The sequence below is a fragment of the Sphingomonas sp. SORGH_AS_0870 genome, from assembly GCF_031453175.1.
In the GTDB taxonomy this organism is placed as follows: Bacteria; Pseudomonadota; Alphaproteobacteria; order Sphingomonadales; family Sphingomonadaceae; genus Sphingomonas.
The window spans coordinates 51221-65779 of sequence record NZ_JAVIYW010000002.1 but is presented as its reverse complement, the minus strand read 5'-3'; the positions used below and the strand labels follow the sequence as shown (position 1 = coordinate 65779).

Sequence of the window (14559 nt, the reverse complement as noted above, 5' to 3'; positions counted from 1 at the left end):
GTAGGGCCTTCTTCTCACCCGAAGTGGTCGTCGGTGACCTTCAGGCGATCCGCGATCTCGCGTCGCGAGACAGTGACGCCGACATCGGCGGCGATGACCGGCCATTCGGCCAGCGCGCCGCGCGTCCGGTCGATGATCTGGGTGATGACGCGATCCGAGAGTCCATGGCGACGGCCCAGTGCGAGGACGTGCGCGCGGGTCGGGGTGCGGCCTTCGCCTTCGACCGCGAGATAGTGTTCGCCGCCCGGGCCGACCGAGAAGGTCAGGTCATAGGCCGGGGCGAGGCGCCACTCACCGCTCGGTCCCATCAGATAGCTATGCTGCCGGGTATGGTCGTCGCGATTATGCGCCAGGACGTTGAAGACCATGCGGCGGAAGGCTTGTTCGACGTCGCCGGCATGGCGGGTGATCGCCAGGGTCGCGCGCAGGAATCCGTCATAGTCGAGGCTCGGCATCTCGGACGGGGCTTCGGCTGCCCCGGCGAGGGATACCATGTGCAGCCGGCGTCCGGGGGCCGGTCTGTCGAAGCGGCGCGTCGCGAAATAGCCAGGCCCGTCGCGCTCGGGCAGGACGCGGGACTCCGCGATCGTCAGACCGGCCGCGCGGGCCATGCGGGTATAGGCTTCCTCGACCGGGCCGATATCGACGGGGTCGCCGGTCGCGCGGAACTTGACGATCCAAGCGTCATGGCCGTCCGCGGCCTTGCCGACGCTGATCGCGCCATCGGGGGCGAAGCCGACATGAACTTTGGGACGAGCGCCGCCCGATGCGCCGCCCAAGGCCGCCAGTGTGTCGACCAGCGCGCCCTCGTCTCCGGCGAGGAGCAACCGTGATTCCTCGGCCAGGGCATCGAGGTCGATCGTCCCGATCGCGTCGTCGGGCGTGGTGGCTGGCTGATAGACCAGCGCGCCGCGGCCACCGGCACCGATGATGGCCAACTGATCGACGGGGTTCAGCGTGTCGAACTGAACGTCGATACGGGCGAGGCGACGTCGCAGCAGCAGCCGTCCCCAGGCATCGGGCAGGCTGTCCGCCAGAAAGCCGTGCAGCCCGCCGAACGACCGACTCCGCGCGGCGTGCAGGCCCGGTTCCGGAGGATAGAGGAGTGGGGCCACGGGCAAGCCGCCGCGGATGACGTCGGGCGACCATTCGAGCTGGGCGACGCCACCGGCCATCACGACCCGGCCGGCCGGCGCAGCGGGCATGGCATCGTCGAACGCCAATGCTAGCCCCAGCGGTGCCCCCGGCCTCAGCTTCACGACGTGGCCCTCGACGCGGCCCGGCGGCGGCGCTTCGGCGCGGTGCGTTCGGTCATCCGTTTTTGCTCCAGCAAGGCATCCATCGAACTGGCCACCGGCTCCGGGAAGAGGGTGAACAGATCCTGCTCGCACCGCAGCGCCACGGCGGCACGGACAAGATCGTCGATCGAGGCTTTGCCCTCAGCTTCGAGGCGCCGCCAGGTGCGGTAGGACACGCCAGCACGGGCCGCCGCGTCGACCTGCGTCAGGTTCATCGCCAGGCGACGATGCTGGATCCTCCGGCCGAGATCGGCGGCGATTTCGCTGGGCGTATGCAGCATCGTCCAAATATGGCCTTTATGACCGATCCATGCAACTTTGCTGGCCATATCTGGACGCCTATATGCATGCGAATGGTCACACGGCGCTGTTGAGTTCGGTCGGACGATCGGACCAGATGCTGGCTGCAATCGTCTCGGCGTCCTGGGCAATCTTGTAAGGACGCCCATGCTTGATGAGCAGGCCGTGATCGCGAAGGCGTTCCAGATGCCAGTTCAGCGCACCTTCGCGCGGCATGCCATCGGTGTTGCCGATCGCTTTGATCGTCTTGAGATGGGGTATGACACCGATGTGCTCCTCGAGCTTCTTTGACAGAGCATGAGCACTGACTGCTTGGCCTGCCCTGGCGTCGGTCTGTGCGCGGATCAGTTGCCACATGGCATAGGTTCCGTCCTCCAGCGTGACGGCAGGTTCAGCGGCCTCATCGTCAGGCTCCTCGCCCATCGTCTCTACGGCATCCGTGGAGAGGCGATGGGTGACGTCTTCGAACATCCCACCCGGTCGCCGGACCAGAAAATGCTTACCCCGGTGCGAATCGTGGAAGTTCGATTTCGCGAGGCGCACGATGACGACCTCATCGGCACTGGCCGCCAGCCCGGCATCAAGGACCGGCTTGGCCTCGAACGGCGCGGACTTCTTGTTCTTGGCGGGCTTCCCGCCCCGCGACTGAGGACCCTGCGCCTGACGCACCTCGACGGTGGTGCGCGGCGCGGTCGTCCATAAGGCGACGCCGCGCAGGCGTGCAGCCGCGTCGATATCAGGGTTAGTGGGGTCGATCTTCTGCACCTTGGGCGTATGGCCGATGATGATCCAGAAGATCTCGAGAGCCTGACACAGTCGATTGACGTAGAAGAAGAAGTTGGTGACCGCGTCCGCCGCATTGGCGTCGAAGCCTGCCATCGAGGTCGCTGAGTCCATGACGATGCCGACGATCCGATCTTCCGGCCGCTCCGCCACCTTGTTCCAGTCGGTGATGAAGACGCGAATGGCCTTCATCGTCTCGGACGGCCCCCATGCGCCGTCCGAGGAGAAGAGGCTCGGGTTCGGACGATCGAACTCCTCTTCGGTCATGCTGATGAAGGGCATGACGTGGATGCGCGAACAGACCTCGCGCGCGAGGTCCTCGGACAAGCCATGCATCTCGGTCAGGACGCTGCGCAGGCGCATGTACAGTTGCTCGCGTGTGTCCTCGGCCGACAGGATCACGACGTGGCCCGTGCCGTTGATGGCGTGACCAAGCCATGCGGGGACATGCGATCGGCTGGCAGCGATCGCGGTCGCCATCCAGATCAGGACCTGGGTCTTGCCGGTCGATCCAGCGCCGAACCAGACCGATGCACCCGTGCGCGGCAGAATGCCGTCGATCAGATAGTCGTTCGACGTGCTCAGCTGATCCATGGCGTCGGTGGCGCGCCAATGTCCGCCAAGGGACTGCGAGATCCACTGCCGCAGTTCGACCGGTCCCTGATGATCATCGTCCGTCATATATGCCCTCCCGTTATACGAGAGGCTTAAGGCGGGATCGTTACGGTATGGTAACGGAAGATGATCTGCTTTGATCCGAGAGCCTGGGGCACCCCGAAGGCAGCGTATTCAGCAATTCAGCGCAGCAGGGTTTATATATATAAAGGGGGTAAGCTGACGCACCCCTTATACCTGCCGCTGAATTGCTGAATGCGTGCTTGGTGCAAATCGTCGTCGCGCTCTGCCGTTACCGATGCGGATGAGGCCGCGCGGTCCCCCGTGCCGCGACAGGCGTGATGACGATCACCGGTCCGGACGTTCCCGCGTCGCAACCATCCTGATCTTTCGTTTCCCCGGTCCACCTCCGTGCGAAAGTTCCAACTTTCGTGCCAAGGTCTCGGCGGGCGTCAGTGCGGGCTTAAAAGATAGAAGAAAGGCAATTGAGCTAGGTTCGGAAGTGCTGGGGTAACTTTCACCCCAGGATGAAAAAGAATGAGTGAGATTGCCTATTACCGTGTGTCGACCAGCGGTCAGACGATCGAGGCGCAGCGTAGCGCGTTGCTCGGATCGACGATCCAGCCCTTCGACAAGGAATTCTTCGATGAGGGCGTCAGCGGCTCGGTGCTGGCCCGGGATCGATCCGGCTTCGCTGCAATGCTCGGATACATCCGCGAGGGCGACAGGCTGCATGTCACCGCCATCGATCGGCTGGGCCGCAATGCCATCGACATCCACGCGACGGTGCGGGCGCTCAACCACAGGGGCGTCGAGATTATCGTCCGTGGACTCGGCTTGATCAGCTCGAGCGCAGGTCGGCTGATCGTCGCGGTGCTGGCAGAGATCGCGGAGATGGAGCGTGAGGCCATCCGCGAGCGCACCCAGGCCGGGCGGGATCACGCCAGGAAGTCGCTCGCCGCCACCGGCCGTACGCACCGCGGCAAGAAGAGCCTCGGGCGACCGCGCAAGGCGAACCCCGTCGAGGTCATCGCCTGGCGCATCACGAACGGGGCAAGCCTGTCCGTCACCGCCAGGCATTTCGGCATCAGCGGGGCGACGGTGAAACGCTATCTAGCGTTCACCGCTCCACCCCCGACCCCGGTCCCCCCACCCCATGGGGACGAAGGTGCGGTCGTCGTGCAGCCCATCACCACGGTCCGTAACGAGATCCGGGACGTGGCTGACGGTCACGTCGGCGGTCCCCACGCTGGTCGATCCCTCGACGATGTACCGGTCGACGTCGGTCCCCCGCCACTGGCGATCGACGTCAGTCAGAAGGACGTCGAGACGATCGTAGCCGCGCCAGCGGGTAGCCAGGTCAGCGAGCCGTTTGTCGGTGAGGTCGACATCCCACTGTTCCCCGACCTTCCGGAGGGGAGGCCGGAGGGAGCCCATCAGCGCGGCGTGAAGGTCGGCCAGCAGGCGGTTCCGCTCGATGGCACTGTGGTCAAGCCACGGCGCCGCGTGACGTCGACGCATCGCGTCAAGGACCGCAGGCGCGTCGGCAAAGACGTCGGCGGACACCCGCCAGTCGGGAGCGTCGGCAGTATCGATGACGAGCCCATGCTTCCCTTCGGCAACCCGCAGGGCGGGGTCGGCGAGGAGGGCGGCGGCTAGGGCGGCGATCGCCTCGTCGCGTGGCGAGAGTGCCGCATCCTCGGCCGGTTCCGGGACGGGCGGCTGCGGCGTCGGTTCGATGGGAGTAGAAGGCTGGACCGGCGGATTGTGACCCAGCAGGCCCCCGATGAAGTCCCGCCACGTGCGGCCGGTCTTCTCGGCGGGCGCAGTGACCGGCGGCTCCGTCTTCTGCGCCTCGGCCAGAGCGCGCAGATAGACGGGATGGGCACCATAGGCGCGGACGTGCTTCAGTGTCCGCGCTGCGCCGGGGTCGCCATCGGCGGCGGCACGCGTCAGGACCTCCGTGCCCACCGACGCAAGGTGCTTTGCGGCAGCGGTCATCCGCTTGGCCTGGATGTCGGCCAGAACGGCAAGGCGCTTCTGCGCCATCTCGGCCAGGGCGGGCGTGGTCAGAGCGGCGAATTCGGCGCGGGTCACGCCGGGCACACGATATCCGGCCACCGTGCCCTCCGGCGGCAGGATCGGCATGTCGTCCGCCATGATCCGGTCGAACAGCGCCTCGAGCGTTGCCCGCGGATCCGGACGGGCTGGCTCGGGCGTGCGAGCCGGTGCAGGGCGATCGATCAGCGGCTTCGCAGCATCTGCGATCGCCTCGACCTCCGCCTGGGCCGTCGTGACCGCCGTCCGGTATTTGGCCAGCTCCGGGGCATGATCGTGCTCGATGGCAGCGATGCCGGCGAGGAAGGTCTCGGCCGCGTCGGCGCGGGCGGCGATCGCGACGTTCGCCCGCTGCTCGGCCGAGTCCGCCTTGCCCTCGCCGATGGCCTTCAGGATGCGGCGGCAGACGGTGATCGCCTTGTCCGGCCGGGCGCGTGCCATGGCCAGCGTGACGTCGTACTCGGCACATTCCGCATCATGCTGGCGCAGCACCGCGTCGGCCGCATCAAGCCGGGCGGTCAGGTCACGGATGGCGGCGACGTGGGCCTGATCGGCGGCTGTCCCTTCCGCGAACCGGCACTCCGCCTCGGCCAGCTTGCGGCGGAGGGCGGTGCGGGCCTTGGTGCGCTTCTCGGCCGCGGTCCACGCCTCGCGCAGCAGCGCCGACCAGAGCAGTTCGGCATTGTCGATGCCTTTCGCGGTCGGCACACCGACCGCCTCTAGCGGCGCCGCGCGGGTGCCGAGCGGCTTCTGCCCGTCGCGATCGCACCCCAGCGAGCGCAGCGTGCCCGGATGGAACTTGCGGGTGACACCCAGCCGGTCGAGTTCCTCGTTGCATCGGTCGGCGAAGAAGGTCCGCATCTCGGCCACCATGGTGGTGCCATGGTCGCGATGGTTCCCGCCGTCCGGATCGCGCGACCATTCGACGACCTTCTTCTGGGCATACGGATAGCGCACCCGGCCATGCTGTCCCGCGACGGTTTCGGCGATCGTGAAGTCCCAACGGTCCCCGATCTTCCTGGCGGGCCGGTCATGGCAGGCGAGGTGCAGGTGATGATTGCGGCGGTCATTGTGATGATCGGGCGCATGGATCGCAGCGACGTACATGATGCCGAACGAATCCAGCCGGTCGCAGATTGCTTGGGTGACCGTCCGCCGACCCGCGGCATCGAGGCCATCGGGAAACTCCGCCGTCAGCCGGTATTGTGTCCGTCCGCCACGTCCCTCCGAAACCCTCACCGCCTTCTTTTTCTTGCCGGTCCCTAGGATCGTGGCGAGCGTCTTCACCAGTTTGCCCGCGACGGCACCGTCGATTGCCAGATCATCGAGCGGGATGGTGCAGGTTTTGCGCTTGCCCCTGGCCGTGGCGAAAGCGGCGGCGACGTCGCGTATCACGTCCGGGACGTCGGGCGCAGTCGCCAGCGCCTGCCAGGCGCCGCGCGACGCATTCTCCGGCACCAGCGTCAGCCGGTCCACGCCCGGTGTGCGTTCGTGCTCATGCACGGCCTGCCAATAGGCTTGCCGTTCCAGCGGGTCGGGCGAGATGTTGGAGAAGACGGCGCGCTCGCCATCGATTGCTTCCGTCGCGGACGGTCGCACCGCATAGCGGTCGAACCCGTCCGGGGAGATCGTGACCTCCACCGCCTCGGGACGGTCGATATAGGCATCGTGGTCCTTCGGTGCCCCGGCTTCCAATCGCCTGGTTCCCTCTGACGTCTTGATCTGGCAGCCGCCATCGCTGGTCTTGCTGACCGGCTCGAAGGTGAAGTTGAAGGTGACCTTTCCGTCTGCCGAGACGAACCGCTGGTGGAAGGCCCCGGGCACCGCGAAGTCGGGGGAGCGCGACCAGCGATTGCCGCGCGGCTTCCGGTCCCTGACCGCGTCACGGACATCCCGCCGGACCCGTACCGTGCGGCCGAGCGCCTCTTCCTCCTCGATGGCGAGCAGGCGTCGCAACCGTGCAGAACAATGACCGATGGGACCGAGGGGACGCTGGATCGACATAGCCGGGCTCCTGTTGCCAGCTATGGTACAGGACGCGAATCACGGGGTGAATCACCCCCACGTCGATTTTCCCGGAGGTGGCCCAGCCACCGACGGGCCGCGCCCCCGGCGCGCCCTTGGGGACGCCGACCCCGGCGTCCCGGCCTCGCCTCGCCGCATGGCAACGCACGCTAAGGTGAATACTTCACCTTAGCGGAATTGCGCCTCCCTGAATCACGCTGTTCACCGCTCCGCCTTAACGGAGCGGTTGGACCGGTGCCAGCTACTGCTTGAAGCGGTGGTCGCGGTGCCAGCGCACGAAGTCGGGATGCGGTCGGCTCGCCAAATGCGCGGGCAGGATCGCGCGCGCGGACGGGTTCACGATCGAGCGGACGCTGTCGGGATCGTTGACCTGGCGCGACACCAGGATGCGCATGTCATCGTCGAAGCCGATCAGGCCGCGGTCGAACATCCAGTGCGCCGTGCCCGACAGCGCCATGCCGTTGCTGATGATGTCGGGACCGTTCGCCTCGACGGGCCGGATATGGGCGGCCTCCACCTCGGCACGACCGCCGCCGTTGATCAGCTTCAGCCCGGTGACGGCGCAGCGTTCGTCATAGGCACGCAGCACGATGCGGCGGAACACCCGGTCCCGCACCACGCGCGACACCAGTGTCGCGACCCGCTCGCGGGCTTCGTCGAAGACGAAGGGCGTGCGATCCTCCCGGACGGCGGCTGGCTGATCGACGTCGTCGGTACGGGGCAGGAGCGGGCTGGTGTCGTCGAGCCCGACCGAGACGATGCGGTTGAAGTCCGCCGGTGACAGCGACCGTACGGCAGCCTGAGCACGGCCGGAGATCCGGCCAGTATCGTTCAGGACGCCACGCTCGATGACCTGACCGTCCGCATCTGCGAAGGGAACGGGCGTTGCGAAATCGAGATAGCTGCCTGGCTCGATCAGTGCGAGGTACATGCCGGGTGCAGTTGGATCCGGCACGATCCTCTCGACCTTCGCGACAGCGAAATAGCCGCGGGTGTCTCGCACCTTGCGGGGCTCATAATATATGATCCAGTCACCGAGACACGCCTGGGCGCGGCTCAGGTACTGGGATGGAAACTGATAACGTTCCGCCGGTGTATCGCGATCGACCCTTGTTCGCCTGCGCATGGAGTATCAGCCGCTACAGCCAGCCGCGCAACTGATTCGCCTTGCGCACATTTGCGGCCCGCGGTCGATGACCGGGCACCGTAGGCAGCGTCAGCTTCGCCTGCAGAGCATCCCGAAAACCTTTCTCTCCGCCGGCGCGCTTGCTAGCCGTGAGCTTGGCGACGCCTTCAACACTGACCAAAATGTCGAAGGTCTCGTCGAATGTGACTAACGAATGATCGTAGGCGCGGTGATGAAGCGCGCAGAGCGCTACCCCGTTGCGAGTGCGATCGGTGCTATCGGGATGCCCAACGGGGAGAATATGGGCGGCATCAAGAAGGCCGAGTTGCACGCCACACATCGCGCATCCGTGATGGTAAGCGTTGAGCACCTTCTTGCTGAACTTGCGATCGCGCAACAGCCGCCACGTCATCAGCAGTGCGCGCTTGCGCGGTCCACTTACGATATTCTCGACCTCGTCGTCATCGACGGTGTCGGGGTCGGCCGTCAGCTTTTCGAGCAACGCGACCTCAGCACTCGCCGATCCGCTTTCGTGAAGCGCCTGCACTTGCGCGACGTAGATCGACAGAAAGTCTGGGCGGACTGCATAGGCGACTTCGCCGTTCCCTCGATTGTAGGGCGCCAATCCATTCTGCGCGGCATTCTCCAGCGCCGTGCGCCCGATCTGGATCGACGGCGATGTCGCGACAGCGCCCTTATGTTTGGCGATGTCATAGGCGGCAAACACGCCGAGGTTGTCATCCCAACCAAGGAGGAGCGTCTTGCCACCGGTCTCCGGTGTCAGATGTGTCACACCAGTGATCTGGATACGGAATTCGTCCTTCGGCCGGACCTTGCCGCCGCCGTGTGAAACGTTCCAAATATAGACTCGCACCGTCTCGACGACCCCGTCGCGGAAGAGGCGAAAGCGCGCGGGATGGACGGTCGGCGGCGTCAGATACAGGACGTTCCATCCGCCAGCCTTAAGCGCATCCGCGGCTTGGGCGATCAAATCCCGCTTCTGCAGCCTGGCCATAACGCTTCCTCCGCTTTGATCGTGTCTCGCCTGACGATTTAATGGCAAAGCCACGTACGATGCGAGCCCTGGCGTAGATAGCGGTCGCGTCACAGCTTTCGACCCAAGTCTTTTCACGCTTTTAGAACCATTCTCGAGTCGTCTGCGCACACGCTTGTTGACGGCGGTGACGAGTTCGGGCGATCACGCGAACGGTCAGCAAAGGAGGCCGCATGGCGCGTTGGACGGGAACAGATGAGATCGCCGACGTTCTCGCGGCTGGGTCGGCTTGGCGTACACGCTGTCTTGAGACGGATGGCTCGATCCTGTCTGCTCGGCCACTGTGGACCGAAGCCAATCTTGCGAGCCTCAATGAGTTGTTCGCAGGCAACCCGATCGAGGGCGCGGACGCGACCTTTTTCGAGAAGTTGCGGGTTCAACTGACCGATGCCGAGCCCAACCTCGTGCAATTAGCCGCCGAAGTCGTCTGGATGGTCCTGTTGTTTCCTCACGCCAGCAGCATGCAGGCTGCCACGAAACGTCAGCGTGTGATTGAGATTTGGTCTTGGTCGGGCGAATCGGCACCGCCAGACGCGACCTTCCTCAGCGACGCTGCACTGACCGGTGCGGGCGGGGCTGGCACCTATTACCAGACCAACATTCCCAATCAGTTCGGCTTTCTGGTCGAGGTCGCTCAGCGCTGGAAGCGACGTCCGGACGGCCAGCGCGACTTAGGAACGGGCGAGGCGGCAGCGTTCAAATTCGCAGATTGGCTTGACGCCGTGCCCGGCGCAGACAAATGGCCATTGCGTTACGCGCTCCTTTACTTCTGCTTCCCAGATTTCTTCGAACGGAACGTCAGCGCAACCCACCGTCTCGATATGTTTCTGGCGCTGCGGGGGAAGCTGGCTGCGGCGGAACTGCCTAGCAGCGACGAGCCGTCAGCGCGCCAATTGGATCAAGCGTTGCTCGCGATTCGACGGCACCTAGCGCGATTGCTGGGTACCGAGGAGATCGACTTCTATCGGGCGCCCCTCCGCGCCATGTGGCAAGTCGAGGGCCGCGACGAGCGGCGAAAGCTGGCGGCTGCGAAGATCGAAGGCGTACTCGGCAATTATAATCTCGAGCTTAACCAGACCGGCAGCAAAAAGCGCCGACTAAAGGACACCCGTCCGGTTGACACCAGGGTCGGATTCTGGAGCAACCCGAACGACGCGACCAACAAGCCGCTTCGCTGGATCCTGCAGATTGATCCGACCGGCGACTTGATCACCGCCAAGATACCTGACAGCCACGGCGCTAACCGCATCGCGTTTCTCAACAGCGGCAAAGGCGTGAGCGGCGGGGTTTTCGTCAGGATCGTGCCCGCGATCAAGCTCGACGACAACCAATTCGAATTTTTCGAGACATGGGAATGGCTTTTGATGCTGTGCTTCTTACCCGCACTTGAAGCGGGGTCGGCAGCACAGCTCCTCGAGAATTACGACCCGGAAAGCGGCGCAATCAGTTACAAGGGCAAACCGCAGCCCTATGTGGCTGCGGGGCTGCTTGCGCTCAACGAGCCGGACTCGATCTTTGTCGCCGACCTGCCGGGCGGTCCACGTCAAATCACCTACGCCGAGGCGACGCAGGCGCTCCGGGCGATGCTCAACGTGAGCCCGTCGGTCGATCTTAACGCGGAGGCCGCTCATGACTGAACGCATTCCGCTTTACGACACGAGCCAACCGGACGACCTCGAACGGCTTGGCCGCGATTTGGAGCGCGCTTACGATATCGCCGCGCGCGCGATCCCCGCGCCGGTTGCGGCCGGCGATGACGAGGATGAGGATTTCGAGGGCGAGGTGACAGCCGCCGCGGACATCGCAATCCCGGACTTCAACGATCTGATTGGGATCGATCCGTCCGTCCGACGCCAGATCGAGGCGGCACTTCGCGCCGGCAAGCGTCACCTCATGCTCTACGGACCGCCGGGGACCGGTAAAACCGAGATCGCGCGGCGGTTGGGCGGCCTGCTGGCCAGACGTTGGAAGCTGATCACTGGGTCTGCCGACTGGTCTTCGCAGGACATCATCGGCGGGTATCAGCCGATCGGCGATGGCAAGATCGGATTCGTGCCAGGCGTGCTCCTCCAGAACTTCGATCGTCCCTTGATCATCGATGAACTCAACCGTTGCGACATCGACAAGGTGATCGGTCCGCTCTTCACGGTGTTGAGCGGGCAAGCGAGCACCTTGCCCTATCGCGCCGAGGTCGCCGATCTTGAGAGCGAGCAGTTCGTTATCCTGCCGCACCCCAAGCCGGGAGCGCCGCCGCATGAGTATGCGCCCGGACCCGCCTGGCGGCTGATCGCGACGATCAACTCAATCGACAAAGCGTCGCTTTATCAGATGAGTTACGCGCTCGCTCGTCGCTTCGGCTGGATTTACGTAGATGCGCCGCAAGACCTAGACGGTTTCGTCGTCGAGTTTGCTCGCCGCAACGCGATGCTGCTGATCGATCCGCCAGCGGAGACGCCGACTCCGCTCGGTGCGCTGTGGCGCGCAGTCAACGATGTTCGCGTCGTTGGCCCCGCGCCGATCATCGACTTGATGCGAACCGCCGCGATCCTTTCGCCAGGTATCGACTTTACGGTCGCGCCAACGCCTGCGGAGCGGACCAGCTATCTCGATGGCATCGACCTCTACTTGATACCGATGCTGGACGGCATTCTCAGCCACGAGGCTAACGCAATTGCCGAGGCCGCGACGGTTGCGCTGGGTCTCGCTGCGGAGGAAGCCGCCACACTCAAGCGACGGCTTGCCGCGCTCGCAATATGACTGAGGATATTGCTGGCGCGATCACGGATCACGTCGCAGCGTTTCTGCTGCGATATTTTCGGCCGGCGGTGGCAGCCGACGCCAAGGTGATCAGGATCGACGCCGAGCGCGATCGTGACCTGTTGCGGCTGCAATGGGCGCTGTCCGCTACGGTCACGCGACTGGCGGACTATATCCTCGCGCACCGGCACGAGACTCAAAGCTTTCTCGTCACGCGTGAGCGGAGCGACAGCGGCACCGTCCGCGGCCGAATCGACGCGCGCGCCACGTTGCTCAAGCGTACGGTGGGCGGCGATCCGGCGATCGTCGTCGCCCACGAGCCGGTCCGGTCTTTCGATTCGGGGCCCAATCATGTGACCGTCTGGGTACTGCAACAGGCGTGGCTGTTAGCCGGGCGCTTTAGTGCCCTGCTCCCCTCCGACGCCACGTACCGCACGTCGTCCGACGCAGCTGTTGGCAGGCTCGAACGCGTTCGCAAGATCGGTGCTATCAGTGCGGCCATGGCTGAGATCAATCTGTTTCGCCGTCCAAGCGCCGGAGCGTTGCGTGCCGCCGCTCAGTCACGCCGTCGGACCTACCGACTCGCGTACGAAGCGTATTCCACGCTGGCTGCGGTCGAGGCCGGCGATACGGTCGCAATTGAAATGGTTTTGCGAGATACATTGGTCGCACCGATTGAAATCTGGCGACGGTTCGAGCTGGCTACCGCGCTCGCCATGGCGGAAGCGCTTGCCGGTGCCACGGGTGTGCCGATGCGGTTGAACATTCTCGCAGGCGGCAACAGGATGCCAATCGCCTCCATCGGCCGGTTCGCAATCTTCTGGCAGTCCCGAACCAACTGGTACGTACCGCCGAAGGTTGAGCGATCCGAAGCGGTGGTACGCGCTGTGCTCGCGCGCTTCGGTCTGGGACCGGATCAGGACCGCCCCGATCTCGTCGTCGCCGATCTGGAGACGGACCGCGTCGTGGCAGTGGTCGAGGCTAAATACTTCACCGCCGCGGCTGAAGACGCACTGGACCGCTTACGCGAGGCGACCCATCAAGTCGTGCGCTATGCGCGCGGCTACCGCGTCCTTGAAGAGATCGACCCGCTGCTCGAACGCTCGGCGATCGCGCTCGTCCGTCGGCCGGACGTGCCGCAGCCTGCCTGCGCGCCGGCGGTGCTTGGCTTCGAAGACATGATCGGCGGCGAACGCCTTGCCCGCTGGGCCGAGGCACTCGTCTAGGCGACGCGGCGAGCGGGCGGTTTGTCGTCCAAATCGTCACCGGCAGTTGCACGCTTCTTGCCGATCCCCGGTGGCCGGGTCTTTCCGCCATTCTCGAACAGCGGCGTTTGCCGCTCATCTGCGGGCACCGCGCAGGGCGGGAAGATCGTGTAGGGCTGGGCCGCCTTGGGCAGCGGGATCGGCGCCGGAGCGAAGCGCGCCAGCGCGCCCTTGAGATAGTCGTCCGACAATTCGGTGCAGACCCATCTGCGCTTCAAGTTCTCCGCTACGGCTCCCGTGACGCACGAACCCCCGAACGGATCGACGACGAGGTCGCCCGGATCGGTCAGGAAGCGAATGAAATACTCGGGCAACTGCGCCGGAAAGCGTGCGGGGTGGATATCCAGCTTCTTCTCGCGGCAGAAGTCTTGGTACGAGCCGTTGGACTCGGTGTTGGCGATCGCGAGCAGGTTGGGCGGGACCGCCCCGCCATTGTCCTTGCCGAACTTGTCCGAGATGTTGTGGCCTGAGGGCCGCAGCTTCGCCGTGTAACCGTTGCGCAGTAGGTCCTTCATTGCCGGGCTATAGGGCGCGAGCACACGCTTATTGTTAGCCTTCGGCCACGGCGTCGGGGACAACCACCATACCGTGTTCACGGCATCCTTCACACGCACACGGCGGACGTTGACCCACTCCGCGGGTGTCGGCAATTTAGAAGGATTCCACCAATAATGCTCTTGGCAGAGGTGGAAGCCGAACTCCTCGACCAGCATCAGCAGCAGCTTGAAATGATAGAGGCTGCGGGTCGGCTGGCCGGGCATCCACGCTCCGCCGATGTCGATGACCAAGCTGCCGGTGTCCTTGAGCACCCGGCGGAAGCCCGCAGCGAATGGCCGGAACCAGTCGCAATAATCGTTAGCGTCTTCGTTGCCGTAGCTCTTCTTGCGGACGAGTCCGAACGGAGGCGAGGTCATGATCAGATCCACGCCCTTCTCGGGCGCGACGTTGAACAGATAGGCCAGCGCGTTGCCGTGCAACATCTCGCCATGCTTGGTCTTCTTGAAGCGCTTGAGGGTCGACGCGGGGTAGTCGCGGGCGGTTTCCTCCTCGAGCGAGCCGGGCATTTGCTGCCGCTGGGCGGTGCGATGGAGGTGCCGCAGATAGTCGCTTGTCGTGCCGAAGCCGAGCTTCTCGGCGGCTGCATCGATCTCGTCACGCTCGTCGGCGGTGAGCCGGACGGTGGCGGTGCGGTCGCGAGGGTCGATGGAGCGGGGTCGTGACATGAGCGCACCTTGTTGGCGTGGTAAATGATTGGCGTGTTACAATAACCGGCTAGCT

General features: G+C 64.8%; 10 protein-coding genes and 1 pseudogene. 4 read left to right on the top strand and 7 right to left on the bottom strand.

Annotated features, from left to right (window positions below; genetic code table 11):
• Window positions 1-14: 14 nt before the first annotated feature.
• From QE363_RS00680 to QE363_RS00670, 3 genes are read right to left on the bottom strand one after another with little or no spacing between them, the layout of a single operon-like run.
• Window positions 15-1259, bottom strand: a complete 1245-nt coding sequence (locus QE363_RS00680; protein ID WP_309690753.1) for a HipA domain-containing protein — start codon at window positions 1257-1259, stop codon at window positions 15-17.
• Window positions 1256-1627, bottom strand: coding sequence for a helix-turn-helix transcriptional regulator (locus QE363_RS00675; protein WP_309690751.1), 372 nt, complete (start codon window positions 1625-1627; stop codon window positions 1256-1258). Before QE363_RS00675 ends, QE363_RS00680 begins: the two co-directional genes overlap by 4 nt.
• Window positions 1628-1655: 28 nt before the next feature.
• A complete protein-coding gene (locus tag QE363_RS00670; RefSeq protein ID WP_309690749.1) occupies window positions 1656-3062 on the bottom strand; it encodes an AAA family ATPase in 1407 nt (468 codons plus the stop codon).
• 471 nt (window positions 3063-3533) lie between these two features.
• On the opposite strand from QE363_RS00670, the pseudogene QE363_RS00665 reads away from it, so the two are divergent.
• Window positions 3534-3887, top strand: a pseudogene (locus QE363_RS00665) (recombinase family protein); the annotation flags it as partial.
• Window positions 3888-4109: 222 nt separating this feature from the next.
• On the opposite strand, the gene QE363_RS00660 reads toward QE363_RS00665, so the two are convergent.
• The 3 genes from QE363_RS00660 to QE363_RS00650 form a co-directional block, all read right to left on the bottom strand.
• Window positions 4110-7058 (bottom strand): MobA/MobL family protein, encoded by a 2949-nt coding sequence (locus QE363_RS00660; protein WP_309690747.1) that lies wholly within the window; start codon window positions 7056-7058, stop codon window positions 4110-4112.
• 262 nt (window positions 7059-7320) lie between these two features.
• Entirely contained in the window at window positions 7321-8082 is a 762-nt protein-coding gene (locus QE363_RS00655) for an HNH endonuclease (RefSeq protein WP_309690745.1), read from the bottom strand.
• A 136-nt stretch (window positions 8083-8218) separates the two neighbouring features.
• Complete coding sequence (locus tag QE363_RS00650; RefSeq protein WP_309690743.1) at window positions 8219-9220, bottom strand: HNH endonuclease; 1002 nt, start codon at window positions 9218-9220, stop codon at window positions 8219-8221.
• A 212-nt stretch (window positions 9221-9432) separates the two neighbouring features.
• Here QE363_RS00650 and QE363_RS00645 point away from each other — a divergent pair, with 212 nt between their 5' ends.
• The 3 genes from QE363_RS00645 to QE363_RS00635 are packed head-to-tail and all read left to right on the top strand — an operon-like array spanning window position 9433 to window position 13242.
• Window positions 9433-10896, top strand: a complete 1464-nt coding sequence (locus tag QE363_RS00645; RefSeq protein ID WP_309690741.1) for a hypothetical protein — start codon at window positions 9433-9435, stop codon at window positions 10894-10896.
• Complete coding sequence (locus tag QE363_RS00640; protein WP_309690739.1) at window positions 10889-12016, top strand: AAA family ATPase; 1128 nt, start codon at window positions 10889-10891, stop codon at window positions 12014-12016. The genes QE363_RS00645 and QE363_RS00640 overlap by 8 nt, the downstream gene beginning before the upstream one ends.
• The gene (locus tag QE363_RS00635; RefSeq protein WP_309690737.1) at window positions 12013-13242 is read left to right on the top strand and encodes a hypothetical protein; all 1230 of its coding nucleotides are present in this window, start codon (window positions 12013-12015) and stop codon (window positions 13240-13242) included. The genes QE363_RS00640 and QE363_RS00635 overlap by 4 nt, the downstream gene beginning before the upstream one ends.
• Here the strand turns inward: QE363_RS00635 and QE363_RS00630 are convergent.
• Window positions 13239-14504, bottom strand: a complete 1266-nt coding sequence (locus tag QE363_RS00630; RefSeq protein WP_309690735.1) for a site-specific DNA-methyltransferase — start codon at window positions 14502-14504, stop codon at window positions 13239-13241. The genes QE363_RS00635 and QE363_RS00630 overlap by 4 nt on opposite strands.
• Window positions 14505-14559: the final 55 nt, after the last annotated feature.